The 25,621-nt window shown below is 69.2% G+C and carries 18 protein-coding genes; 11 read left to right on the forward strand and 7 right to left on the reverse strand.

The features are described 5' to 3' along the window. Positions 1–127 precede the first annotated feature (127 nt). Positions 128–940: a methyltransferase domain-containing protein gene (locus tag BM417_RS01970; protein WP_093587985.1), complete on the forward strand. Its 813-nt coding sequence runs from the start codon at positions 128–130 to the stop codon at positions 938–940. Here the strand turns inward: BM417_RS01970 and BM417_RS01975 are convergent, their stop codons facing one another. Further along, complete coding sequence (locus BM417_RS01975) at positions 941–2,041, reverse strand: S1 family peptidase (RefSeq protein ID WP_093587986.1); 1,101 nt, start codon at positions 2,039–2,041, stop codon at positions 941–943. Between the two features lie 499 nt (positions 2,042–2,540). Here BM417_RS01975 and BM417_RS01980 point away from each other — a divergent pair, with 499 nt between their 5' ends. After that, a complete protein-coding gene (locus tag BM417_RS01980; protein ID WP_322788930.1) occupies positions 2,541–4,247 on the forward strand; it encodes a S8 family peptidase in 1,707 nt (568 codons plus the stop codon). Between the two features lie 64 nt (positions 4,248–4,311). Here BM417_RS01980 and BM417_RS01985 read toward each other — a convergent pair whose 3' ends face one another. Next, positions 4,312–5,325 carry a hypothetical protein gene (locus BM417_RS01985; protein ID WP_143138465.1) on the reverse strand — a complete coding sequence of 338 codons (1,014 nt, stop codon included), beginning with the start codon at positions 5,323–5,325 and terminating at the stop codon, positions 4,312–4,314. A 33-nt stretch (positions 5,326–5,358) separates the two neighbouring features. Here BM417_RS01985 and BM417_RS01990 point away from each other — a divergent pair, with 33 nt between their 5' ends. After that, the gene (locus BM417_RS01990) at positions 5,359–5,601 is read left to right on the forward strand and encodes an ATP-dependent Clp protease adaptor ClpS (protein WP_093587989.1); all 243 of its coding nucleotides are present in this window, start codon (positions 5,359–5,361) and stop codon (positions 5,599–5,601) included. Then, positions 5,598–6,062: a hypothetical protein gene (locus tag BM417_RS01995; protein ID WP_093587990.1), complete on the forward strand. Its 465-nt coding sequence runs from the start codon at positions 5,598–5,600 to the stop codon at positions 6,060–6,062. Before BM417_RS01990 ends, BM417_RS01995 begins: the two co-directional genes overlap by 4 nt. Here the strand turns inward: BM417_RS01995 and mshC are convergent. Continuing rightward, positions 6,059–7,297, reverse strand: coding sequence for a cysteine--1-D-myo-inosityl 2-amino-2-deoxy-alpha-D-glucopyranoside ligase (mshC, locus tag BM417_RS02000; protein ID WP_093587991.1), 1,239 nt, complete (start codon positions 7,295–7,297; stop codon positions 6,059–6,061). The two genes, BM417_RS01995 and mshC, sit on opposite strands and share 4 nt — an antisense overlap. 237 nt (positions 7,298–7,534) lie before the next feature. Between mshC and BM417_RS02005 the strand changes: the two genes are divergently transcribed. The 5 genes from BM417_RS02005 (at position 7,535) to ctaD (ending at position 19,615) form a co-directional block, all read left to right on the forward strand. Further along, positions 7,535–11,695, forward strand: a complete 4,161-nt coding sequence (locus tag BM417_RS02005; RefSeq protein ID WP_245821621.1) for a glycoside hydrolase family 2 TIM barrel-domain containing protein — start codon at positions 7,535–7,537, stop codon at positions 11,693–11,695. 52 nt (positions 11,696–11,747) lie between these two features. Then, positions 11,748–12,527 carry a slipin family protein gene (locus tag BM417_RS02010; RefSeq protein WP_093588540.1) on the forward strand — a complete coding sequence of 260 codons (780 nt, stop codon included), beginning with the start codon at positions 11,748–11,750 and terminating at the stop codon, positions 12,525–12,527. A gap of 67 nt (positions 12,528–12,594) precedes the next feature. Beyond that, complete coding sequence (locus BM417_RS02015; protein WP_093587993.1) at positions 12,595–16,491, forward strand: AAA family ATPase; 3,897 nt, start codon at positions 12,595–12,597, stop codon at positions 16,489–16,491. Next, the gene (locus BM417_RS02020) at positions 16,491–17,816 is read left to right on the forward strand and encodes an esterase/lipase family protein (RefSeq protein WP_093587994.1); all 1,326 of its coding nucleotides are present in this window, start codon (positions 16,491–16,493) and stop codon (positions 17,814–17,816) included. Before BM417_RS02015 ends, BM417_RS02020 begins: the two co-directional genes overlap by 1 nt. A 38-nt stretch (positions 17,817–17,854) precedes the next feature. Further along, a complete protein-coding gene (gene ctaD / locus BM417_RS02025; RefSeq protein ID WP_093587995.1) occupies positions 17,855–19,615 on the forward strand; it encodes an aa3-type cytochrome oxidase subunit I in 1,761 nt (586 codons plus the stop codon). A gap of 37 nt (positions 19,616–19,652) precedes the next feature. On the opposite strand, the gene BM417_RS02030 is transcribed toward ctaD, so the two are convergent. After that, positions 19,653–20,465: an SCO6745 family protein gene (locus tag BM417_RS02030; RefSeq protein ID WP_093587996.1), complete on the reverse strand. Its 813-nt coding sequence runs from the start codon at positions 20,463–20,465 to the stop codon at positions 19,653–19,655. 75 nt (positions 20,466–20,540) lie between these two features. Here BM417_RS02030 and BM417_RS02035 point away from each other — a divergent pair, with 75 nt between their 5' ends. Beyond that, the gene (locus BM417_RS02035; RefSeq protein ID WP_093587997.1) at positions 20,541–21,077 is read left to right on the forward strand and encodes a DUF4240 domain-containing protein; all 537 of its coding nucleotides are present in this window, start codon (positions 20,541–20,543) and stop codon (positions 21,075–21,077) included. A gap of 257 nt (positions 21,078–21,334) precedes the next feature. Here the strand turns inward: BM417_RS02035 and BM417_RS02040 are convergent, their stop codons facing one another. From BM417_RS02040 to BM417_RS02050, 3 genes are read right to left on the reverse strand one after another with little or no spacing between them, the layout of a single operon-like run. Then, positions 21,335–21,682: a hypothetical protein gene (locus BM417_RS02040; protein ID WP_245821622.1), complete on the reverse strand. Its 348-nt coding sequence runs from the start codon at positions 21,680–21,682 to the stop codon at positions 21,335–21,337. A 38-nt stretch (positions 21,683–21,720) separates the two neighbouring features. Next, positions 21,721–23,649, reverse strand: coding sequence for a vWA domain-containing protein (locus BM417_RS02045; protein WP_093587999.1), 1,929 nt, complete (start codon positions 23,647–23,649; stop codon positions 21,721–21,723). Beyond that, positions 23,646–25,037, reverse strand: a complete 1,392-nt coding sequence (locus tag BM417_RS02050) for a sigma 54-interacting transcriptional regulator (RefSeq protein WP_093588000.1) — start codon at positions 25,035–25,037, stop codon at positions 23,646–23,648. The genes BM417_RS02045 and BM417_RS02050 overlap by 4 nt, the downstream gene beginning before the upstream one ends. A 155-nt stretch (positions 25,038–25,192) precedes the next feature. On the opposite strand from BM417_RS02050, the gene BM417_RS02055 reads away from it, so the two are divergent. Beyond that, positions 25,193–25,621, forward strand: a complete 429-nt coding sequence (locus BM417_RS02055) for a YcxB family protein (RefSeq protein WP_093588001.1) — start codon at positions 25,193–25,195, stop codon at positions 25,619–25,621.

A 25,621-nucleotide genomic window follows, 5' to 3' on the forward strand; every position in this document is an offset into this window, starting at 1 on the left:
TACGGTCGTGTTCGTGGCGTTCACGAGCAGGTTGTTCCACGTGAGCTGAGGGGCATGAGGGCGAAGCCGGACGGAGTCGCCCTCCTTCGCATGCCCATCTCACGACACAACCCTGTCTGGAACGCCCATGTCGCTTTCGCGCGCCCTCGAACTGTCCCTCGACCTGCTGCGCTGCCCGGCCTGCCGGCAGCAGCTGAGCCTCGCTTCCGGCGCTGTGCGCTGCCTGTCAGGCCACACCTTCAACATCGGCCGGCCCGGCTACGTCAGCCTTCTGGCGGACACCCGCGCCACGAGCGGCGACGAACCCGCCATGGTCAGGGCCCGCGACCGGTTCCTGGCCACCGGCCACTACTCCCCCATCCGCAAGACCATCGCGCGACTGGCGGGCGCCACGTCCGCCACGACCGTGCTGGACGTCGGCTGCGGCACGGGCTACTACCTGGCCGGAGTGCTCGACGACCTGCCGGAGGCCCGCGGGCTGGGACTCGACACATCGGTGCGCGCGCTGCGTTCGGCCGCACGTGCCCACGCCCGAGCAGCCGCCGCGACCTGGGACGTGTTCCGCCCGTTCCCGCTGGCCGACGGGGTGGCGGACGTGGTGCTGAACGTGTTCGCACCGCGCAACCCCGCCGAGTTCCACCGGGTGCTGCGGGCGGACGGCCGGTTGGTCGTGGTGCGGCCCACCTGGCGGCACCTGGCCGGGCTGCCGAAGTCGGTCGACGTCGACCCGGCGAAGGAGGAACGCCTGCACCTGGCACTGGACCGGTACTTCGAGGCCGTCGTCACCGAGCACGTGACGTACTCGATGCCGTTGAGCGGGCCGGACGCCGAGGACCTGCTCGGGATGACGCCGAGTGCCCGGCACGCGCGCCGCGCAGCGCACGTGCCGGGCACTCAGGTCACCGTCTCGGTGCTGGCCACGGCCTACCGAGCGAGGTGATCAGCCCGTGGTGAGCGTCAGGCCGTACGTCTGGAGGATCTCGTTGACCGGCTGGTAGTAGGTCGTGCCGCCGCTGGTGCAGTCGCCGGAGCCACCCGAGGTGACGCCCTGCGCCTGCGTGCCGCTGACCCACGAGCCACCCGAGTCACCGGGCTCCGCGCACACGTTCGTGCGCGTGAGGCCGCTGACCGAGCCCTCCTGGTAGTTCACGGTCTGGCTCTTGGCCTGGACCTCGCCGCAGTGCCAGCCCGTGGTCGAGCCGGAACGGCAGATCGAGGCGCCGACCGCGGACTCGGTGTGACCGGACACGATGACGTCGGCGCCGCCGTAGTGGTTCACCTTGGCCGTGGACGTCCAGGACGAGTTGGTGCGCACGAACGAGTAGTCGTTGCCCGGGAAGGAGGACTTCTCGAACTCGCCCATCGCCGTCCTGTCGACGCCGGTCACCGTGTCGCCGGGCGACCCGCAGTGCCCGGCGGAGACGAAGCCGCCCTCGACCGCGAAGCCGACGGAGCAGCGTCCGGCGTTGTTGATGTAGTAGGCGTCGCCGCCGCGGGTGTCCTTGAACAACCGCGGTGCCTCGTCGGTCTCGACGACCTTCGCGACCGCGCCCGCCTTCTCCACCAGAGTCCGTGCCGCCTGGGTCTGGCCGCGCTTGACGGTGATCGTGACCGCGTTCGCCTTGGTGTCGACGAACCAGCCGGTGACCTCGGCCGGAGCCTGCGCCGCGTCCAGCTTCGCCTTGGCCGCGTCGAGGTCACTCGCCTTGTGCGCGACCGTGCGGGGCTCCGCGCCGAGCTTGCGGAGCCGGTCGGCCTTGGCCGCGTCGGTGACGCCCACGACGAGCTTGCCGATGGACGCGTCGAACCACGCGCCGCCGTAGCTCTCGCCGGCGAAACCTTCCGCGACCCGCTGCAGGACCGCGGCCGCGCTCTCCTGGTGCAGCCTCTCCGCCGCCTGCCGGGCGTCCAGTCCGAGGTCGCGCTGCATCGCGGCGAGCAGGTCGGCGGACGGTCCCTCGGCGGCGACGGCGGCAGGGGAGACCGTCGTCGCGAGAGCACCCGCCAACACGGCCACAGCTGCGACAGCCATGCGCTTCATAGGCAATTCTCCTTGATCTTCGGTTCTGTGCAGGGCCGGTGTAACGCCGGACCGGGCAACCGCGATGAGGAGATCAGCTGTGCTGCAACACAGCGCGTACGACACCGGATGAATGGCGTCCCCAGGCGGCGAACTGCCCGATCAGTTCGTTCCTCCGTCTGGGCGACGCTACTTCGGCATGTCTACCGGACGGTAGGGTCGATCGAGGGGTGGACCTCGTGGCGTTCGGGTTGATATAGGGAAAGCAAATGCCTTCTCTCGGCCTATTTCCGTGACTGTCCGCAACTGTCGCTTTGACACGAAATGTCAAATCTGTCAACAGTTCGCACTCCTCGGCGTATCCCTCTGACCTGCGGTTTAGGGCTAGCGTGCTGGACACCCTGTTCCCTGCACGAGGGAGAACCCTGCAATGCGAAGAGTCTTGGGTACGGGACTCGCTGCCGCGGCCGCCGTATGTCTGGCCGCCGCCGTGGTCCCCGCCGCATCAGCTCAAGAAAACGTGGGGACGATTCTCGGCGCCGACCGCGCCGATGTCGTGAAGGACAGCTACATCGTCTCGCTGAAGGCCGACACGGCGTCGAGGGCCGCCGCACCGGGCTTGGCGAGCAAGTACGGCGGCCAGGTCGGTCAGGTCTGGCAGCACGCGCTCAACGGCTTCTCGGTGAAGATGACGGCCAAGCAGGCCGCCAAGCTCGCCGCGGACCCGAAGGTCGCGTTCGTCCAGCAGGACGCCGAGGTGCACGCGCTCGACGTCCAGCAGAACCCGCCGTCCTGGGGCCAGGACCGCGTCGACCAGCGCGACCTGCCGCTGAGCAACAGCTACCAGTACGACACCACGGCGTCCAACGTGACGGCGTACGTCATCGACACCGGTGTGCGCACCACGCACACGACGTTCGGCGGCCGTGCGACGTGGGGCACCAACACCTCCGGTGACGGCAACAACACCGACTGCAACGGTCACGGCACGCACGTCGCCGGCACCATCGCGGGCTCGCAGTACGGCCTCGCGAAGGCCGCCAAGGTCGTCGCCGTCAAGGTGCTGAACTGCTCCGGCTCCGGCACCACCGCCGGTGTCGTCGGCGGTATCGACTGGGTGACGGCGAACGCGGTCAAGCCCGCTGTCGCCAACATGTCGCTCGGCGGCGGCGCCGACGCCACCCTGGACGCGGCCGTGCGCCGTTCCATCGCGGCCGGCGTCACCTACGCCATCGCGTCCGGCAACTCGAACACCGACGCCTGCAGCACCTCGCCGGCACGCGTCACCGAGGCGATCACGGTCAACTCGTCGACGAACACCGACGCCCGTTCGTCGTTCTCCAACTACGGCTCCTGCACGGACATCTACGCTCCGGGTTCGAACATCGTGTCGGCGTGGAACACCAACGACACCGCGACGAACAACATCTCCGGTACGTCGATGGCCACCCCGCACGTCGCGGGCGCGGCTGCCCTGTGGCTCGCCACGCACCCGACCGACAGCCCGGCCGCGGTGTGGAACGGCCTGAACGCCGCCTCCACGCCCAACAAGATCACCAACGTCGGCGCCAACACGCCGAACAAGCTGCTCTACACGCTGTTCGGCGGCGGCCAGCCGGGCGACCCCTCGGTGACGAACCCCGGCACGCAGACCTCCACGGTCGGCACGGCGGCGTCGTTGCAGCTCTCGGCCAGCGGCGGCACCGCGCCGTACACCTGGTCCGTGAGCGGCCTCCCGGCCGGTCTGTCGGCGTCCGCCTCCGGCGCGATCTCCGGCACCCCGACCACGGCGGGCACCTCGTCCGTCACCGCCACGGTGACCGATGCCGCGAACAAGACCGGCACGGCGACCTTCTCGTGGGTCGTCAACGCGGTCGGCGGCAGCTGTGACGCCCGGACCAACTCGACCCCGGTCGCGATTCCGGACCAGGCCACGGTGACCAGCACGATCGTCGTCTCCGGCTGCGCGGGCAACGCGTCGGCCACCTCGTCGATCAAGGTCTCGATCACGCACACCTACAAGGGCGACCTCGTGGTCGACCTGATCGCGCCCGACGGCACGGTCGTCAACCTGCACAACCGGTCCGGCGGCTCGGCCGACAACATCAACGAGACCTACACCAAGAACCTCTCCGGTGAGGCTGCCAACGGCACCTGGACGCTGCGCGTGCGCGACGCGGCGTTCCTGGACTCCGGCACGTTGAACAACTGGACGCTCGACGTCTGAGCAGACCAGCTGTAACCGCTGAACGAGACCGCCCCCGGTGCTTCCGCCTCGGGGGCGGTTTCCTTCACCGGCAGCGTTGCGCCGCGTCGGCCGCGGCCTGGAGCACGACCGGGGGCAGCCCCGGCACGTCCCGCGCCTGCCGCTGCGCCTCGGCGAACACCTCCCGGGCGAGTCCGATCTCCGCGACCCCGGCGAGCAGGTACAGCTCCTTCACGAAATCGCGCCCGAGCCCGACCTCCCGCCAGTCGGCCACGCCCTGCAAGGCCGCCCCGCACTCCCGCAACGCGTCCCAGGCGGAGCGGTGATCGCCGGCCTGGCGTTCGAGCTGGGCCAGAACGCACCACCCGACTGCGCGATCCCAGTCACTGTCCGCGAACGGAAGCGCCTCCCGCTGGGTCCGCGCCGCCTCCGCGAACTCCCCGAGATCCGCGAGCTCGTAGCGCAACTGGTTCAACGTGCCGATGTCCCTCGAACGGCTCAGCGCCCACCGGTCCAGCTCGGCACGGGCCAGCTCCCGCTCCCCCGCCAGCTTCGCGCGCTCGACCCACGTCAGCGGGTCCTCGTCACCGGGATCGCGCGGGAACCACTCGTGGCGGCCCTCCAGCCACTCCCGCACGTCCTCGTCGTCCACCTCCCGGTCGAGGAGGAACTCCAGCACCTCGTCCCGGTCGGGGTGCTCGCTCGCCCGCACGTACGCGACCGTCGCCTCGGCACCGGCGGCGAACACGTGCTCCTGGTCGTAGCCGCACCAGGTGTCGAAGTTGGCGCGCTTGATCGCGTGCTGCCGCCACACGTCCTCGACCTGCCCGTGCACGGCCAGCAGAAAGCCTGCCAGCCGGGCCTCCTCGCCGATGCCCTGGAACGGCGCGTTGCGACGGCACAACGCCTCCTGCTCGGCCAGGAACCGCAGTAGCGGCAGGTCGTCGGGCCGTCGGTCGTACTGCAACGCCCACAGCACCTTCGCGCGCGGCACCTCGTTCGCGTCGCTGCCGTCTTTGGTGCTCTCGTAGCGCAGTTCCTGCCACGCCGCCGCTGACTCCCGCATGCGCGCGAGGTCGCGCCGTGCCGCCTCCATCACGGGTCCATTGTGGCGCTGTCGCATACTTCATCCATGACTTCTGGGGGAAGTTGGCAGGTCGTCGTGCACAACGACGACATCAACACGTTCGCACTCGTGCACTACGTCCTGCGCACGGTGTGCGGCCACGACGATGCGCGGGCACGAGCGAAGACGATGGAGATCCACCTCTCCGGCCGTTCCGTTCTGGGTGACTACGACCGCGCTTCCGCCGAGGCGATGGCCTTGCGCCTGGTGAGGCTCGGGGTGCGCGCGACGGCGGACGGTGCGCGATGACCGAGGTGCACTTCGACGCCTTCCCCGCCGGCGACGGCGTGCTGGCCCGCAGTTCGGACGAGAACCTCACGGCGATGGCGGACCGGCTCGACGAACTGTTGCGCCTGCTCGAGGACGGCGTGGTGCCGCCGGGACGCGCGAAGTGGTGGCGCACTCCGGCCGCGGACGTGCTGCTGAGGCGGATGTTCCCGGTCTCCGACGAGTTCTGGGCCGGGCACCGCGAGAGCCTCACCGATCCCGGACCCGCGAAGAGGGTGCGCGCCAGGATCGACGAGCCGACGCCGTGGCTCATCGGCTTCGACGAGGTCGAGGACTGGCTCATCGCGTTCGGCCTGATGCGCGCGCTCTACCTGACGGGGAGGGCGGCGACGACCTCGGGCGCGCAGGCGTTCAACCACGTCCCCGAGTGCCTGGTGGTGGCGCTGCAACCGAGCAGCGCCACCGGATGGCCTGCGGGTTAGAGGTCCACGCCCAGAAGCGCGTCCACGGCGTCGCGGATCTGCGACGGCCCGTGCTTGTCCGAACCGCCGTGCGTCAACGCCTCGTCAGCCCACGCGTCGATCGCGGCGAGTGCACGGGGCGTGTCGAGGTCGTTGCCCAGGTGGTCGCGCAGCCGCGTCACGGTGTCCACAGCGGACGGTCCGGTGTCGCGGCCGGCGGCCTGGCGCCACTTGTCGAGCCGCGCCAGTGCCGTGTCCAGGAGGTCCTGCGACCACGGGCGGTCTTCGCGGTAGTGGCCGGAGAGCAGGGCCAGGCGGACAGCGTTCGGGTCGACCTTCTGCGAGCGCAGCTTCGAGACGAAGACCAGGTTGCCGCGCGACTTCGACATCTTCTCGCCGTCGAGGCCGATCATGCCCGCGTGCACGTAGTGGCGGGCGAACGGGTGCTGACCGGTCTGCGCCTCGGCGTGCGCCGCGGAGTACTCGTGGTGCGGGAAGATCAGGTCGGAGCCGCCGCCCTGCACGTCGAAGCCGGCGCCGAGGCGGTTGTGGGCGATGGCGCTGCACTCGATGTGCCAGCCGGGGCGGCCCTCGCCCAGTTCGGACGGCCACGCGGGCTCGCCGGGGCGCTTCATGCGCCACAGCAGCGCGTCGAGCGGGTGGCGCTTGCCGGGGCGGTCCGGGTCGCCGCCGCGTTCGGCGAACAGCCGCAGCATCTTCTCGGCGGAGTAGTTCGACTCGTAGCCGAACCGGCCCGTGGCGTCGTGCGCGAAGTAGATGTCCGGGTACTCGGAGTCGTCGGCGCGGTACGCGTGGCCGTCGTTCAGCAGCTTGACGACGACCTCGACGATCTCGGGGACCGCCTCGACGACGCCGACGTAGTCCTGCGGCGGCAGGACGCGCAACGCCTCCATGTCCTCGCGGAACAGGGCGGTCTCGCGCATCGCGAGCACCTCCCAGTCGTCCTTGTCCCGCAACGCCCGCTCCAGGAGCGGATCGTCTACGTCGGTGACGTTCTGGACGTAGTGCACGTTGTGGCCGTTGTCGAGCCACACGCGGTGCACGAGGTCGAACGCCAGATAGGTGGCGGCGTGGCCGAGGTGCGTCGCGTCGTACGGCGTGATCCCGCAGACGTACAACCTGGCGGTGTCTCCTGGAGCCGTCGGACGCACTTCGCCCGTGGCCGTGTCGAACAGCCGCAGCGGGCGGGGGTCCCCCGGAACCCGCGGCACAGGAATTGATGACCAGGTCTGCATGCATCCGACACTAACGCGTGCCGCGGAGTGGAGCGTGATTTCCGGGTGTTGGGACGCGCACGCCCCGATCCGTTCGGACAGAAAGAGCGGACATTCGTTGACGTCGTCAGCACGCCGCCCCTAGCTTCCGAAGGCATGCTTCGTGTCGTCGTAGCCACGGTGGTAGCGCTCTCACTGGCCCCCGCAACCGCGCAGGCCGAACCCCTGGATGCCTTGGCGTATCTGGAGAATCCCAGAATGACCGGGGAGAACCAGGAACCTCCGCACCCGGATCTGAAACCCGAGCGCAAGCTCAGCCTCAACGGCGAGTGGCGCATCCGGATGTTCGACAGGCCGCAGGACGTCAGAGACACGCCCGACGGATGGCGCACGGTCAAGGTCCCCCACACGTGGCAGACCGACTTCCTCGACCACCCGATGTTCCGCAACATCCCCACCGAGATGTACCCGGACAACCCGCCGGCGATCCCGCACGACGTCAACCCCACCGGCGTCTACGAGAAGACGTTCGACCTGCCGTCGAACTGGGACCGCACACTGGTCCGCTTCGAGGGCGTGACCAGCGGATACTTCGTGTGGGTCAACGGCACGTACGTCGGCTACGACCAGGGTGGTTACACGCCCGCCGAGTTCGACATCACCAGCAGGCTCAAGCCCGGCCGCAACACGATCAGGCTCCAGGTCCACCGCTGGGGCTCCGGCTCCCACCTGGAGGACTACGACCAGTGGCGGTTCTCGGGCATCTTCCGCGAGGTCTGGCTCTACTCGACGCCGAGGACGTACCTCCAGGACGTGACGATCAAGACCGACCTCGACGCCCAGTACCGCGACGCCACGATCAGCGCGGACGTCAAGATCGGCGGCCCTCAGGACGGCCACACCGTCCGGACCAGGCTCTTCGACCCGCAGGGCCGTGAGGTCCAGGTCACCGACGGCAAGGTCGCGAACCCGCTGAAGTGGACCGACGAGACCCCGAACGTCCACGAGCTCCGGATCGAGCTGCTCAAGGACGGCCGCGTGATCCAGACCGGCAGGCAGCCGGTCGGGTTCCGGAAGATCGAGATCATCGACCGGCAGTTCAAGATCAACGGCAAGCGCGTCCTGTTCCGCGGCACCAACCGGGCCGAGACCAGCGTGCACGGCAGCCGCTACGTCACCCGCGCCGACCAGGACGAAGACGTCCGGCTGATGAAGCGGTTCAACATCAACGCCGTCCGCACGTCGCACTACCCGAGCGACCCGTACTTCTACGAGCTCGCGGACCGCAACGGACTGATGATCGCCGACGAGGTCGACATCGAGACCCACCACCACGACGGCTGCCCGGCCAACTGCCTCGCCGAACGCCCCGAGTGGCAGGACGCGTTCCAGGACCGGTTCACCGCCATGATGCAGCGCGACAAGAACCACCCGAGCGTGGTCATGTGGGACACCGGCAACGAGGCCGGCCTCGGCAAGGCGCACTACACGATGGCCGAGTACGCGCGGAAGCACGACACCCGCCCGCTGTACCACCAGCCGAACGTGCCGGACGGTGACGCGCCGTTCGCGGACGTGGCCGGCCCGCGCTATCCGTCACCCGCGAGCCTCGAAGCCAAGGCGAAGACCACGACCAAGCCGATCATCATGGGCGAGTACGCGCACGCGATGGGCAACAGCCTCGGCAACTTCAAGGAGTTCTGGGACGTCGTGCGCGCCTATCCGCAGGTGCAGGGCGGTTTCATCTGGGACTGGGCCGAGCAGAACATCGCTCTCCCGCTCTACACCACACCCGATGATGCCAACGGCATCCTGTCCTACCTGTCCGGCAGACCGTCCCAGGTGGACGGACCGCACGGTAAAGCGTTGCAGCTCAGCGGACTCGACGACTTCGTGGAGGTCTACCGCGACCGCAAGCTCGACGAGGTCACCACCGGCCTCACGCTGGACGCCTGGGTCAAGCCCGACACCTGGACCGGCGACTTCACCGTCATCTCCAAGGGCGACCACCAGTACGCGCTGAAGATGTCCAACGCCACCACGCTGGAGTTCTTCATCCACAGCGGCACCTGGCGCACAGTCCGGGCCACGGTCCCGGCGGACTTCTACGGCAACTGGCACCGCGTCACCGGCACGTTCGACGGTGCGAAGCTGCGGCTGCTGATCGACGGCCGCGAGGTCTCCACCACCGACTACAGCGGTGCGATCGACTGGTCGCACTGGCCGGTCAACATCGGCCGCAACGCCGAGACCATGCAGGAGAACGTCGGCACGCGCATGGCGCACGGCTCGGTCGACCAGGTCCGCGTCTACCACCGCGCCCTGACCGACACCGAGCTGGCTCAGGACCCGAGGAAGACCGCCGTGCTGGCGCTCGACTTCGAGAAGCTGGAGGACAAGGGCCGCAAGCAGTCCTACGGCGCGGGCACCGGCGGCGTCGACGGCGTGGTGTGGGCGGATCGCCGGCCGCAGCCGGAGACCACCGAACTGATGGCCGTCCACTCCCCCATCCGGTTCTCCTTCACCGGCAACAAGCTCACGACCGTCAGCGAACGCCAGTTCACCGGCACCGACGACCTAGAACTGCGCTGGCAGGTCCAGGACAACGGCCGCACGATCGCCGAGCACCGCGGCAGGCTCCAGCCGGGAACGATCACGTTGCCCGACTTCACCGCCGAGACCGAGCGTTGGCTGACCGTCCGCGCCACCGATCGGCAGGGCAACGACGTCGGCATCGCCCAGTTCCCGCTGGGCGGCACGCAGATCGCCGGCCTGCACGCACCGGGAGCCCCCGGCAAGCTCACGACCACCCAGAACGACGACGAGATCGTGGTGTCCGGCAAGGACTTCCGCTACGTCGTCAGCAAGAGGTCCGGCACGCTCACGTCGATGCGCGTGCGGGGCACCGAACTGCTCAGGACCGGTCCGGAACTCGACGCGTGGCGCGCCCCGCTGTCGAACGAGTTCATGAGCGAGGACGGTTCCTGGTACCGCAACGGTCTCGACCGCCTCAAGACCACGCCGTCGAGCGTCACGGTCACCCAGAACGCGACGGACACGGTCATCACGGCCAAGTCCACCGCCCAGGCCGTGGCCACCGCGTCCTTCGGTCAGACCTTCACCTACCGGATCACGGGCGACGGCGAGATCAACGTGGGCCATCGGGTCGCCGCCCAGGACCGCATGCGCGACCTGAGCTACCTGCCCGGCATCGGCTTCACGCTGAAGGTTCCCGATGACTACACCAAGTTCACCTGGTACGGCCGCGGTCCGGGCGAGAACTACGACGACCGCAAGGCAGGCAACCCGGTCGGCGTCTACCAGTCCACTGTGGACCGCGAGTTCAACGACTACTACAAGCCGCAGGACTTCGGCAACCACGCGGACACGCGCTGGGCGACGCTGTCCAACGGCCGCGCGGGCCTGCTCGTCGCGGGCGATCTGGACGTCCGGGTCTCGCGGTACGACGACCTCGACCGCGCCGCGTACCCGTTCGCGCTCAAGAAGAACGACGGCTGGACCACCCTGCACGCGGCACACCGCGTGACGGGCGTCAGCGAGACGTTCCACGAGCCGTTGCCGCAGTATCAGGTGGAGGCGGGCAACGAGTACGCGTATTCCGTGCTACTCCGGCCGCTCACGGCAGTCGAGGCCGCGACGGGCAAACTCGGCCGCAACGTCGACTGCGCGCCCACAGCACAACTCAACGCCGCCGACACCGTTCTCGAACCAGGCGAGCAGGTCGAGGCGGAACTGGTGGTGAGCAAACCCTGCCCCGGCAGGACCACGGCCACGCTGACCGCGCCGGACAACTGGTCCGTCACGCCGAGCACCGTCGATCTTTCCAGCGGCTCCGCGAAGGTGACGATCAAGCGTGAAGGCGGGGAGACCGGCACGCGGCCGGTCTTCGCGGAGATCACCACGGGCAAGGCGACGAGCACGATCACCAAGGACTTCACCGCCACCCCGCGTCCTCCGCGGGGCGAGGCACAGGTGTCCGCACTGGAGTTCCTCGACGAGCGCAACGGCTGGGGCCCGATCGAACGCGACCGCAGCAACGGTGAGAACTCGGGCGGTGACGGCAACCCGATGAGCCTTCGCGGAGCGAAGTTCGACAGGGGCGTCGGCACGCACGCCGACTCGGAGTTCCAGATCTACACCGGCGGCAAGTGCTCCACGCTCACCGCCACGATCGGTGTCGACGACGAGACGAACGGCGGCGGCAGCGTCCGGTTCGAGGTCCTCGAGGACGGTGTGTCCGCCTACCAAAGCCCCACTCTCACAGGACAAAGCGCGGCTGTTCCGATCACCGTCGACACGTCTGGAGCAACGGTGCTGACGTTCCGGGTCACAGACAGCGGCGACGGCAACGCCCACGACCACTCCGACTGGGCGAACCCGCTTCTGAGCTGCGTTTGAGGCGTACCGTTGGAGATCAAGGGCATTCGCCGGTGAAGGGCGGGGTCTCATGATCTTCTTCGAAATCCTCGGTGGTCTCGTCGTGCTCGGAGGCCTCGGCCTCGCGATGAGCGCCCGAGTGATCAAACAGTTCGAACAGGGACTGGTGTTCCGGTTCGGCAAGCTCCGGGAGGGCGTGCGCGGGCCGGGGCTGACGATGCTGGTTCCCGGGGTCGACCAGCTCCGGAAGGTCAACCTGCAGATCGTCACCCTGCCCGTGCCGGCCCAGGACGGCATCACGCGCGACAACGTCACCGTGCGCGTGGACGCCGTCATCTACTTCAAGGTGCAGGACGCGGCGAAGGCCATCATCAACATCGAGGACTACCGGTTCGCGATGCAGCAGGTCGCGCAGGCCTCGCTCAGGTCGATCATCGGCAAGAGCGAACTGGACGACCTGCTGTCCAACCGCGAGCGCCTCAACCAGGGCCTGGAGCTGATGATCGACACGCCCGCGCTGGAGTGGGGCATCGACATCGACCGCGTCGAGATCAAGGACGTGGCGCTGCCGGAGAGCATGAAGCGCTCGATGTCGCGGCAGGCCGAGGCCGAACGCGAGCGCCGCGCCCGGATCATCACCGCGGACGGCGAGTTGCAGGCGTCCAAGAAGCTCTCCGAGGCCGCCGGGACCATGGAGGCGACACCCGGCGCGCTTCAGCTGCGGCTGTTGCAGACCATCGTGGAGGTGGCGGCGGAGAAGAACTCGACGCTGGTGCTGCCGTTCCCGGTGGAGCTCCTGAGGTTCCTGGAGAAGAACACGAACCTCGAGCTTCCCAAAGATTCGCCGGAGTAGTCCATGTGAGTTAACCGGAGTAACACCTTCTGCCGCAGAACGACGTCCGGGCAGGGGGTAGTGAGGCATGCAGGAGAGGGTCAGAGGCAGGTTCGTCGGCATCGGCGTCGGCTCCTACGAGCTGGTGCAGCCGTTGCAGCACGCCGTGAGCGACGTGCGGGAGCTGCGCGCCCTGCTCAAGGGCTACGACGGCGAACCGCTGGCCGACCCCACCGAGGCCGACATCCGCGCGCACATGAAAGCGCTGCGCACCAAGCCGCAGGACGGCGGCGCGCTGGTGGCGTTGTGGAGCGGGCACGCGATCCCCGTCGCGGGCAATCTCAGGCTCCTGGCCAGGGACAACGACGGCGTGGTCGACGGGATCATGCTGCACGAGTTCGCGCTGTGGTGTGCCGCGTCGGGTGCGCACCAGGTGCTCATCATCATCGACGCCTGCTATTCCGGTGCCCAGCTCGACGAGGCCGTGCGCACGGTCGCGGCCGTCCAGGAGGAGTTGCTGGCGGGCAAGGTGCACTGGGCGGGCGTGCTGGTGGCGTGTTCGAGCGTCGAAACGGCCCGTGACGGGCTGTTCGGCGGAAAGCTGCGCAAGCTGCTGCGTGCCGGTCCCACGGCCGATGAGGACGCACGGCGGTGGAGCGACCGCATCGCGTTGGTCGACGGCGGCGCGGTCGGTACGGCGCTGCTGAACGCGTGGGACAGCGACATCCAACGGCCGCGCTTCATGCAGTACGGGTCCGCACAACCGATGCTGCCGAACCCTCTCTACGCCGCGAACACGGTCGTGAAGCACCTTCTGCTCGCGGCCCGCGGTGGTGACTCCGCGACCAACCGGTCGTGGTTCACCGGCCGCACCGCCCAGGTCGACAAGGTCGTGAGCTGGGTGAAGTCCGGGGCGGCCGGCCTGCGGGTGGTCACCGGGTCGCCGGGCACGGGCAAGTCCGCGGTCGTCGGCCGAGTTGTCAGCCTGTCCAACTCGGCCGAGCGCGACCTCCTGTTGTCCACCGGGCCGTCGTTCCGGCACGCCGACCCCGGTCCCGAGTCGGTCGACGCCGCCGTGCACGCCCGCGCGATGGACGCCGACCGCGTCGCCGACCTGCTCAGCCGCCAGCTCGTCGCCGCGGGCCTGATCCCCGCACCCGACGGCCCGCGCCGGGGTGCCGCCGAACTGGTGGGCGTGGTCAGCGCGTTGACCACACCGCCGGTGCTGGTGGTCGACGGCCTGGACGAGGCGCGCGGCGAGTCGTTCTCGATCGCCACCTCGCTGCTGACCAAGCTCGCGGGCTACGCCGTCGTGATCGTCTCGACGCGGCAGGCGCACCGGGTCGCGGGTGGCGCTCCCCTGCTGACCGAGCTGTCGCCGGTCGAGGTGCTCGACCTCGACGACGCGGGCAGCGAGACCGACGTGCGCGAGTACGTACTGGCCCGCCTGGGATCCGGCGCTGCGCAGTCCACTGTGGACGAGCTGGCGAAGCTGCCGTTCCTGACCGCGTGGATGATCACCGACCAGGTGCTGGCCGACGGCGGTGGCGACCTCAAGCTCTCGCTGGAGGCGGCGTTCGACCGTGAACTCGCGAAGGTGCCCTCGGCCCGTGCGCTGCTGACCGCGTTGACGTGGAGCTACGGCGCGGGATTCCCCGAGGCCGAGTGGATGGCGGTCGCGCAGGCGTTGTCCGGCGAGGAGTTCACCCGTGACGACATCACCGCCGTGCTCACCGAACTGGGCCGTCACGTCGTGCAGGACGGTGAGGAAGGCACAGCGGTCTTCAAGCTGACGCACCAGACGTTCGCGGACCACCTGCGGCCGCAGTTCGCGCCGAGCCGGGACGTGGTGTTCGCGCCGGGCGCGGAGAAGGTGGCCTGCGCGTTGATCCGGCTGTACCGGCAGCGCATGGAGGCCGGCGTACCGCCGAACGTGCCGGGCTACCTGTGGAAGTACGCGTGGCGGCACTGCGGGCACGCGGGCACGCAGGCGTTGGACGGGTTGCGCGATCTCGCTGGGATGAACCGGATGTTGTTGCCGGACATCGCTCTCGCGGCCACGACGGCGGCGAACGAGCTGATGCACTGGGGTCGCGGCGACGAGGCCATCGCACCGTTGGAGGAAGCCGCCGAGCACTTCCGCGCACTCGTACCGACACTGCGGATGTACCTGGCGGACCTGGCTTTCGTGCTGAACAAGCTCGGCCGGCGGTTCCGCGACGCCGGACGCCTCCAGCAGGCCGTCGCGCCCGCCGAAGAGGCGGCCGTGCGTTACCGCGAGCTGGTGGCGTCGACACCGACGACAGCCGAAAGCCTTACGCACAAACGGCTCGCGCAACGCATCGCGAAGACGACGACCCACGACGGTGACAATCCGACGTACGCGGCGCACCTCAGTGGCGCGTTGGTGGACCTGAGCGAGGTCTACGCGATGCTGGGACGTAGGCGGGAGGCGCTGTCCACGGCTCGTGACGCCGTCGCGGCCGTTGAAACCCATGCACCGCTTGCGCGCGCGATGACGTGTCTCGCCGCACGGTGCAGCGACTCCGGCCTGCGCTATGAGGCCATGCAACGGTCGAAGCAGGCGCGCGAGCTGTACTACCAGCTCGCGCAGACGAACCGGGTGTACTACGCGGACCTGGTGAGCGCCCTGGTCGAGCTGAGCCGCGACTACCTCGCGCTGGGCAGGCTGTCCGACGCCGACGGCATGACCCGGCAGGCAGCGGAGATCAGCGACACGCTCGGCAGGCACGCCGCGTTCCGGCCGCAACTCGCCGACGCGGCGCTGAGCCTGAGCGTCGCGTACAGCATGGTCGGTCGCACGGACGCGGCCATGAACACGGCCCGCCAGGCCGCCGACCTCGCCGACGGCTCGCGGATCCACGCCCAGGCGCTGCACAACCTGATGCGCCGCCAGCGTGACGCGGACAAGCCCAGGGAGGCGCTGGCCACCGGTCTGCGCACCGTCGAGGTCTGCCTGCTGCCGGAGAACACCGACCGGCTCTCGACGCTGGCCGCCGCGTTGTTCACGCTCGACACCCTCTGCGCGGGGCTCAAGCAGCCCGAGATCGTCGAGGAGACCTGGCAACGGGTGATCGCGCGGTTCAACGGCCCGCACCTCGCCACGTTGCTGATGCTGCGGGCGGCTGCCACGAGAGCCGGTGATCCGGCTGCGGCGAAGTGGCTGTGCCAGGCGCTCACGCACGTCGGCCAGTCGCGCCAGGCGATCCACGACGTGCACGACATCGCCCGCCGCCACTACGACTCCGGCCCGTGGCCGTGGGACTCCACACCGGACTGGCTGACGGTCGACCGTGCGTTGCTCAGGACTGCCCGCGCGTGGGTGTTCGCGCGTTCGTACGCCGAGGAGCGCGCGCTCCTGGTCTCACACCCCGAGTTGTTGTCGACCGACGCCGATGTCGCGGTCACGGAGGCGTTGTACGGGACGAGCCTGATCGAGGCGCAGGTCATCCAGTCGCGCCGCACGACCGCGCAGCAGCAGGGCGTCGCGCTCGCCTATCGCCCGTGGCTGCTCGCGAGTCTCGCGGACGAGTTCATGGACGCCACGCCCGCGCGCCGTCGCGAACTCCTCGCCACGCGGCGGGAGGAGTTGCTGGACAAGGAAGTGCTGAAGAACGTCCGCGACAACCGGCCCGTGCACGCGTTGCTGCTGCTGGCCGACGAGGACGCCGACGTGCTCGACCTCGTGCTGGACGCCGTGGAAGACCCTTCGCGCGTGATCGAGATCCTGCGGGGGCTCGCCGCCGGTGCGTCACCGCAGGCGTTGACCCAGGCCGTGACGGCGTTGGAGCCGCACGCGTTAGCGGCGCTGTACAAGGCGGTCGCGCGCGCTCGGGCCGGTGACGAACGTCTGGCGTTGCCCGCGGCGGAACAGCGTCTGGTGTGGATCCACGAGCTGACCTACCTGGTGCCCGCGAACCTCGCGTTGCTCTCCCTCATCCGCAAGCTCGCCGAGGAGACCTGATGACCGATCTGGTGGTGGTTCTGCCCGGCATTCTCGGCAGCACGCTGCGCAACGCGGACGGCATGGTCTGGGAGGTGTCCGGCAGGGCCGCTTTGCGCGCGGTGCTCACGCTCGGCCGCAGCCTGGGACGGTTGAAGCTGCCGGCGGGCATCGGCGACGAGCATCCCGGGGACGGCGTCGAGCCCGTGGCGTTGATGTCGGACCTGCACGTCATCCCCGGCATCTGGACGCCGTTGAAGGGCTACGACCGGGTGACGCGCCGGATGAACTCGCTCGGCTACACCGTCGAGAAGGGCAACCTGCTGCTCTTCGCCTACGACTGGCGACTGTCGAACCGCTACAACGGCGCGTTGCTCGCCCGGCGGGTGGACGAGGCGCTGGACCGGATCGGGCCGGACGCCAAGGTCAGCTTCGTGTGCCACTCGATGGGCGGGCTGGTGGCGCGGTGGTGCGTCGAACAGTGCGGGATGGCCGAGCGCACGGACAAGCTGATCACGATGGGCACGCCGTATCGCGGGGCCGCCGCCGCGTTGGACCAGCTGGTCAACGGCGTGCGCAAGGGGCTCGGGCCGTTGGCGATCGACCTGACGGAGTTCGCGCGGTCGATGCCGTCGCTGCACCAGCTGCTGCCCGAGTACGCGTGCATCGAGTCGCCTGGTGGCCTGCTCAAGACGACTGAGACGTCGTTGCCCGAGCTCGACACGAAGATGGTCGAGGACGCGATGGCGTTCCACGGCGCGTTGACCGACTCGTTCGCTGATCAGACGTACGCGATCCTCGGCGGTAAGCAGCCCACGGCCACCACCGCGCGTATCGCCGACGGCAAAGTCACCTGCTACCGGACGTACGAGGGTGAGGACCTGTACGGCGATGCGACCGTGCCCATGGTCGGCGGCGCACGGCGGGGGCTGGCGTTGTCGTCGAACACGCTGCACCGCGTGACGGAGCAGCACACGTCGTTGCAGGACAACGCCGCCGTACTGGACGCGGTGGAGTCGTTCCTGACCGCGAAGGCCGTCGTCCCGCGCAACGTGACCGCGACGGAGCCTCAGGTCACCGTGCCCGACCTCGTGCTGATCGGGGAGGACCTGGAGGTCACCGTCGAGCTGAAGGACACGGCGGCGCGGGCGTTGAAGATCGCGTTGCTCGACGAGAACGGCAAACAGGTCGAATCGCGCAGTCCGGCGATCTCCGAGAGGATGACGATCAAATTCGATGAATTGGCCCCCGGCGCCTACTACGTGCAGGTCAGCGGCATTTCGACCGGCGCTCCGGTGGTCCCGGTGACCAGTGCGGTGCTCGTCATGGATTGCCCCCCGGTCTGACCGGGAGGACGATTCACGTCTGGCACGGAGGAGGCGCGATGACCACGATCAAGCCCACGCCTGTGGTGCCCCATCCGGGGGCGGCGCGTGCACGGCCGAAGGGTTCGTACTTCCTCTCGCTGTTCAAGACGACAGATCCCAAGCAGATCGGGATCATGTACCTGACCACGTCGTTCGCGTTCTTCATGATCGGCGGCGTGATGGCGCTGCTGATGCGCGGCGAACTGGCGCGGCCGGGCCTGCAGTACCTGTCGAACGAGCAGTTCAACCAGCTGTTCACCATGCACGGCACGATCATGCTGCTGCTGTACGCGACGCCGATCCTGTTCGGGTTCGCGAACTACATCCTGCCGTTGCAGATCGGCTCGCCGGACGTCGCGTTCCCGCGGCTGAACGCCTTCTCGTACTGGCTGTACCTGTTCGGCGGCATCACCGTGCTCGCCGGGTTCGTGACGCCGGGCGGCGCCGCGGACTTCGGCTGGTTCGCCTACACGCCGCTGTCCTCGGTGGTCCACTCACCGGGTGTCGGCGCGGACCTGTGGATCATGGGCCTCGCGGTGTCCGGCCTCGGCACGATCCTCGGCGCGGTCAACATGACGACCACGGTGGTGTGCCTGCGGGCGCCCGGCATGACGATGTTCCGGATGCCGGTGTTCACCTGGAACATCCTGGTGACGTCCATACTGATCCTGCTGGCGTTCCCGATCCTCACGGCCGCGTTGATGGGCCTGGCCGCGGACCGGCACCTCGGGGCGCACGTGTTCGACCCGGCCAACGGCGGCGTGATCCTGTGGCAGCACCTGTTCTGGTTCTTCGGCCATCCCGAGGTGTACATCGTCGCGTTGCCGTTCTTCGGGATCGTGACGGAGATCTTCCCGGTGTTCAGCCGCAAACCGTTGTTCGGCTACAAGGGCCTGGTGTTCGCGACGCTGGCGATCGCGATGCTGTCCGTGGCCGTGTGGGCGCACCACATGTACGCGACCGGTGCGGTGCTGCTGCCGTTCTTCTCGCTGATGACGTTCCTGATCGCGGTGCCGACCGGCATCAAGTTCTTCAACTGGATCGGCACGATGTGGAAGGGACAGCTGACGTTCGAGACGCCGATGCTGTTCTCGATCGGCTTCCTCGTGACGTTCCTGTTCGGCGGCCTGACGGGCATCCTGCTCGCGGCGCCGGCCGTCGACTTCCACGTGTCCGACACGTACTTCGTGGTGGCGCACTTCCACTACGTGCTGTTCGGCACGATCGTGTTCGCCACCTACGCGGGCATCTACTTCTGGTTCCCGAAGATGACCGGGCGGATGCTCAACGAACCGCTGGGCAAGCTGCACTTCTGGACGACGTTCCTCGGGTTCCACGCGACGTTCCTCGTGCAGCACTGGCTGGGCAACGAGGGCATGCCGCGCCGGTACGCCGACTACCTCGCCTCGGACGGCTTCACGACCCTGAACACGATCTCCACGATCGGCTCGTTCCTGCTCGGCGCGTCCGTGCTTCCGTTCGTGTGGAACGTCTTCCGCTCCTACCGCTACGGCGACCCGGCCCCGCACGACGACCCGTGGGGCTACGGCAACTCGCTGGAGTGGGCCACGACGTCGCCCCCGCCGCGGCACAACTTCAAGGAGCTGCCGAGGATCCGCTCGGAGCGTCCGGCGTTCGAGCTGCACTACCCGCACATGGTCGAGCGGATGCGGGACGAGGCGCACTTCTCGCTGACCCATCCCGGAAAGCACCGGGCGGGCAAGGACGAGGCCACCGAGAAGGCGCTCGCGTCCACCGACCGCGACGGGACCGACTAGGCCGGGTCCCGCAAGTCTCGTCCGCGACAGTCGCGGCCTAGCGGCGGCCGGGAAGGAGGCCGCCCTCGACGACCGCCTTGCTCAGCGGCGCCGCGAGTTCGACGAACCGCTGCTTCTCCTGGTCCGACAGGACGTCGTAGGCGTATGCGGCCATGCGGTCCGTGTCGTCCTCGATGCCGTTCCGCAGCTCGCGCCCCTTGTCGGTGAGGAGCTGGTCCTCGCCGACGAGCCCACGCTGTTGCAGGTCCGCCACCGTCGCCGCCCACTGCTCCTCGGACCACGCACGCGTCTTGCGCAACACCTCGGCCGGGTAGTCGCCCGTCGCGGCGTGCAGCACCAACGCCTCGATGCCGGTGATGCCGTGCCGGAGCAGAGCCGCGAGATGCCCGTCGCCGCGGAACTCACGCAACAACGTCTGGGCGTGGAACAGCTGCAGACGGGGCTCGTCCGGCCACGGCAGACGCGCGTGCGCGGCGAACAACGGGCGGCCGCTCAGCATCTCCTTCGACCGCTCGGCAGCGCGTTTCGCCAGCTCGGTGATCTCCTTCAGATCGTCCGGCAGGACCTTCCCGAGCGCCTCGTCCGCCGCCTCCCAGCGCAGTTCGAGCATGCGCTGCGGCGTGACCTTCTCCCACACCTGGGGAATGCGCGCCCGCACGATCGCGGGGTTGAAGTTGTAGAACGTCGCGATCACGACCTCGGCACCGACCGCCCCCAGCGCCGCCGCCCGTGACGCGAAGTACCCGCCGGGCCGGTCGAGCCCGGCACTCGCGTACCGGGAGTCCGCCTCGGGGGCGAAGTAGATCATTCCGTGCACGGGTTCGAGCGAACGAAACAGAGTCCTGATCATCTCCCCAACCTAGAACGTCCAGGCTCGTAAGTCAGGCGCCAAAAATTGTCAGACCCCTCTGTCAAGCTTTCTGACGTGGACCCGAACACCTTCTGGAAGCTCATCGCCGACGCCCGCGCGAGCGTCTCCGACCCCTCCGACGGCGACGCGGTGGCCGCCGCCGCCTCGACCCTGCTGGCCGCCCGTCCGCCCGCCGAGATCGTGGCGACGCAGCAAGTCCTGTGGGACCTGCTGGCCGCGTCGTACCAGAACCCGCTGTGGGCGGCGGCCTACCTGATGAACGGCGGCTGCTCGGACGACGGCTTCGACTACTTCCGCGGCTGGCTCCTCACCCAGGGCGAAGAGACCTACAGCGCCGCCGTCGCCTCCCCGGACTCGCTGGCGTCCCTGCCGGCGGTCGTGGAAGCCGCCGAGTCCGGCATGGAGTTCGAGTGCGAGTCGGCCCTGTCCATCGCCTGGAACGCCCACATCAAGGCCACCGGCATGCAGTTACCGCAGGACGCCTTCCGGATCCGCTACCCCGATCTCGACCCGGACTGGGACTTCGACTTCGACGACAGCGCCGAACTGGCCACCCGGCTGCCCCGCCTCACCGCGCTCTACGAGTCGTGACGGCTTCTGGCGCCTGATCGAGTCAGCCCGCACCGGCACCACGACGTGCTGTGAGGTGGGCGCGAACGCCACCGCGCGCCTCGCCACCTGTCCACCGGTGGCCGCGAACGCCACGGCGCCGCTCACCACCCGGCCACCGTCCGAGATCGTGGCGCCCCATCAGGCGCTGTGGCGGCTGGTGGACGCCTCCTACCTCGACCCTCTGTGGGCGGCGGTCTTCCTGATCCGCGGAGGACAAGGCCGAGATGCGCCGTCGCTCACCCCGCCTCGCGGCCGTCCACCCGAGTTGAACGGGGTAGCCGGGCGGCGACGAGCACGCCGAACGCCACGTGGTCCAGCCACTGCGGAACCCTGGGCAGAGCCCGGATCTGCGTGTTGTGCCGCCCGATGACCTCCAGGTCGAGAGCGGCGATCACCAACCCGGCCGCCGCCCCACCGACCACGCCACGCACCCGAAGCCGTGTCAGCACGAACGCCCAGAACGCGGACACGGCAAGGTGCACCACAACGCCGGAACGAACCCCACCGCCGGCCAACGACCCGGCAGCCCGAGTGGCGCGCAACAGGTCGTCACCCGCCACCAGAGCGTGCACGGTCGAAGGCACGCCACTGAGCACAACGGCAAGGAGGAACCGACGCACCATCAACGACGCCGGCGCCGAGACCTCAGGTAGTCGCTGACCACGGCGGCCCCGAGACCTTCCTCGTCCGCCGACACCACGCGCCCACCGCCACGCCGAGCCACGATGTCGACGAACGCCGCCAGCCGAGGATCGTCGCCCAGCTTGAACACCGAGATCGTCGCGCCGAGCCGAGCCAGCGCGTCGACCTCGTTCAAGGTCTTGGCCAGGGTCCGGGGCAGCGGCGGGTAGTTGAACTCCGCGTCTCCCTCGGGCTCCAGGTGTGCCGTGGGCTCACCATCGGTCACGACCAGCACCACGGGCTGTGCGTCGGGATGACGACGCACGTGGCGACCGGCCAGCAACAGAGCGTGGTGCAGGTTCGTGCCCTGCTCCCACACGCCTTCCAGCGCGGTCAACTGGCCGATGTCCACGGTCTCGGCGTAACGCCCGAAGGTCACCAGTTGCAGAGCGTCCGTCCGGAAACGGGTGCGCACGAGGTGATGCAGGGCGAGAGCCGTGCGTTTCATCGGCACCCAACGGCCGTCTTGCACCATCGACCAGGAGGTGTCCACGCACAACGCAACAGCCGCACGGGTGCGGTGTTCGGTTTCGGACACTTCCAGGTCGACGACGTCGAGGGACATCGAGCCGGAGCGCAGCACGGAGTTGCGCAGGGTTCGTGGCACGTCCCAGGGTTCGGTGTCGCCGAACTGCCAGGGTCTGGTCGAGCCGATCAGTTCACCTGCCGCGCCGGCGGACGTGGTCTCGCGTGAGCCCTGCGACGAACGGAGCTGGTCCACGACGCCGCGCAGGGCCGTTTCGCCCAGGCGCCGCAACGCTTTGGGCGTCAGGCGCAACGAGCCGTCCGGGGCGCGTTCCACGATGTTCTGCTGGCGCAGCGCCCTTTCCAGCTCCGCCAGACGACGGGCGTCGACCGAGGCCGACTCGCCGAGCTGGCGTTCCAGGGCTTCGAGGTCGATGTCCTCCAGGCGTGCGCCCGGATACGACTGGGAGAGCTGTTCGGCCAGGGCGTCGAGCTCGGCGAGGTCCGCCATGGCCTGCGCGCCCTCGCCCAGGCCCAGCGGGTCCTGGCCGCGGAAGCGGGCCGACGACGTCCAGTCCTCACCCGGCCGCAGCCGCTGCAACAAAGAATCCAAGGTGGACAGAGAGGAGCCGATGCCACCGAAGGCCTGCTGGGACAACGCGGACAGCTCGGCGCGCTGAGCGTCGGTCATCGAGTTCATCATGCGTTGCGCGGCGGCCGAGCGAGCGGCCAGCGCGTCGATGAGCTCGTCGACGTTGCGGGGCTTCTCCGGGAAGAACTCCCCGTGCTTGCGCATGAAGTCGTCGAACATGCGCGGCGTGTCCGGGGAGCCGGCCGCGTGCGCCTCCAGCAACGCGTTGAGGTCGCGGAGCATGCGCTGGATGCGCTTGACGTCCTCGGCGTCCACGTTGGACATGGCTTCCTTGATGCCCTGGAAGCGCTGGTCCAGCAGTTCGCGGCCGAGCAGGTCGCGGATCTGCTCGAACGCCTCGCGGGCCTCCTGCGAACGCCAGTCGTAGGAGGAGAGCTCCTGCACGGCCGCCGCGGTGCCCGGCGGCAGGGCGTCGAGCTGGGCCTCGCGGAAGCGCGCGTCGTCGGACGGGTCCGGGAACAGCGCGCGCCGCTCGGCCTCGACGGCCTTGTCCAGCAACTGTTTGACCTCGGTCAGCGTGCCGTCCAGGCGGTGCCGGCGCTGGATGGCGGACCTGCGCTGCCACAAGCGTGAGGTCAGGTCGTCGAGGCCGCGGGTGCCGTCGACGCCACGGCGCAGCAGTTCGCGCAGGGCGGACGACGGTGAGGCGCCCTCCATGATCTCGCGGCCGAGCTCGTCCACGGCCGCGCGGAGATCCACCGGAGGCGCCAGCGGATCGGCGCCGCCGCCCCAGCGTCCGTAGCGGTATCTCATCCGTACACCGATCGGTCGTCGTCGGAGGAGTTGTCCTTCGACAGGTGGCGAGTCAGGTACAGCGACTCCAGGGCCAGTTCCACGGCCGAGGCGATGCGGCCGACGGGGTCCTTCGGGCCCGCGCCCATGCGTGCCGCCACCTCGTGCAGGATCGGGAGCTCCGGCAACGCCGCGAGCAGGTCGCCCGCGTGCACGCGGTCGCCGGTCGCGACGGGGTGGCCGTCGGAGACGACCTCGGCCAGCGCGCGCAGGTTCAGCCCGGCCAGGCGGGCGCGGGCGGTGTCGGCGATCGAGCGGCGCAGCAGGTGGATCAGGACCTCGTCCTCGCGGCCCTCCTCCCCCGCCTCGAACTCGAGCTTGCCGCGCAGCACGTCCGGCACCGACTCGAGGTCGACCGGGCGGGCGATGGCCGGGGTCTCGCCGATCAGCGCGGACCGGCGCAGTGCCGACGCCGCGACGGTCTCCGCCGCCGCGACCGCGAACCGGGCGGAGACGCCGGAACGCTGGTCGATCGACGACGACTCGCGCAGGTTCCGGACGAACCGGGCGATGATCTCCAGCAGGTGGTCGCCCACCTCGGCGACGAGGTCGGCCTCCTGGCGAACCAGGTCGACCTCGGCGTCGATCTCCAACGGGTAGTGCGTGCGCACCTCGGCGCCGAAGCGGTCCTTCAAAGGCGTGATGATGCGGCCGCGGTTCGTGTAGTCCTCGGGGTTCGCGGTCGCCACGAGCAGCACGTCCAGCGGCAGCCGCAGCGTGTAGCCGCGGACCTGGATGTCGCGCTCCTCCATGACGTTGAGCAGCGAGACCTGGATGCGTTCGGCCAGGTCGGGAAGTTCGTTGATGGCGATGATGCCGCGGTGGGCGCGCGGGAGCATGCCGTAGTGGATCGTCTCCGGGTCACCGAGCGAACGGCCCTCGGCGACCTTCACCGGGTCGACGTCGCCGACCAGGTCACCGACGGACGTGTCAGGGGTCGCGAGCTTCTCGGCGTAGCGCTCGTCGCGATGCCGCCACACCACCGGCAGGTCGTCGCCGAGCTCGGCGGCGCGCCTCTTCGACTCCGGCGTGATCGGGTCGAGCGGGTGTTCGCCCAGCTCGGAGCCCTCGATGACGGGCGTCCACTCGTCGAGCAACGACACGATGGTGCGCAGCAGGCGGGTCTTGCCCTGCCCGCGTTCGCCGAGCAGGACGACGTCGTGGCCGGCCAGCAGCGCGCGTTCGAGCTGCGGGAGCACCGTGCGGTCGAAACCGACGATGCCGGGCCACGGGTTGCGTCCTTCGCGCAGGGCCGCGAGGAGGTTCTCCCTGATCTCGGTCTTGACGCCGCGCGGCAGGTGCCCGGCGGCGCGCAGTTCGCCCGCCGTGCGGGCCAGGTTCTGGGTCACGCAGACGACGCTACGCACCGAATCGGGACCCGTCGATGTGGAGCAACTCCAGGCGCGGGCCGGGCTCGTGCGCCAGAATGCGGGGCGATATGAGTGACAGCGTTGTTTTCAAATGGGCCCCTTCACCGGCGGACTGGCGGGCGAGCCTGCGCGCGATGGTGCCGATGTTCAGATGGGCGCCGTGGTTCGCGCTCGCGTTCGCGGTGATCTCGCTGGTGCAGTTGTTCGCCCTCGACGACGGCTCGATCGTCGTGGCGGTCTTCGGCCTGGTCTGTGCGCTGGTCGTCGCGTTCCTGGAGCCGATCGCGGTGTGGTGGCGCTTCTCGTCCGACGAGATGATCAGCCAGACCGTGGTGGGCAGCGCCGACCACCAGTCGTTCCGGATGGCCGTGGGCGTCGCGGTGCGCGAGGAGATCGCCTGGGCGGAACTGCCGGGCTGGACCGAGACGAAGCAGGGTTTCCTGCTGGAGACGCTCGACGAGGGCGCGGCGTCGCTTTCCGTGCCGCACCGGGCTTTCGCGTCCGATGAGGACACCGCGTCGTTCCGCACTCTCCTCGAGAAGCACATCGGTCCGGCCAATTAG

The organism is Lentzea waywayandensis, from assembly GCF_900115955.1.
Lineage (GTDB): Bacteria > Actinomycetota > Actinomycetes > Mycobacteriales > Pseudonocardiaceae > Lentzea > Lentzea waywayandensis.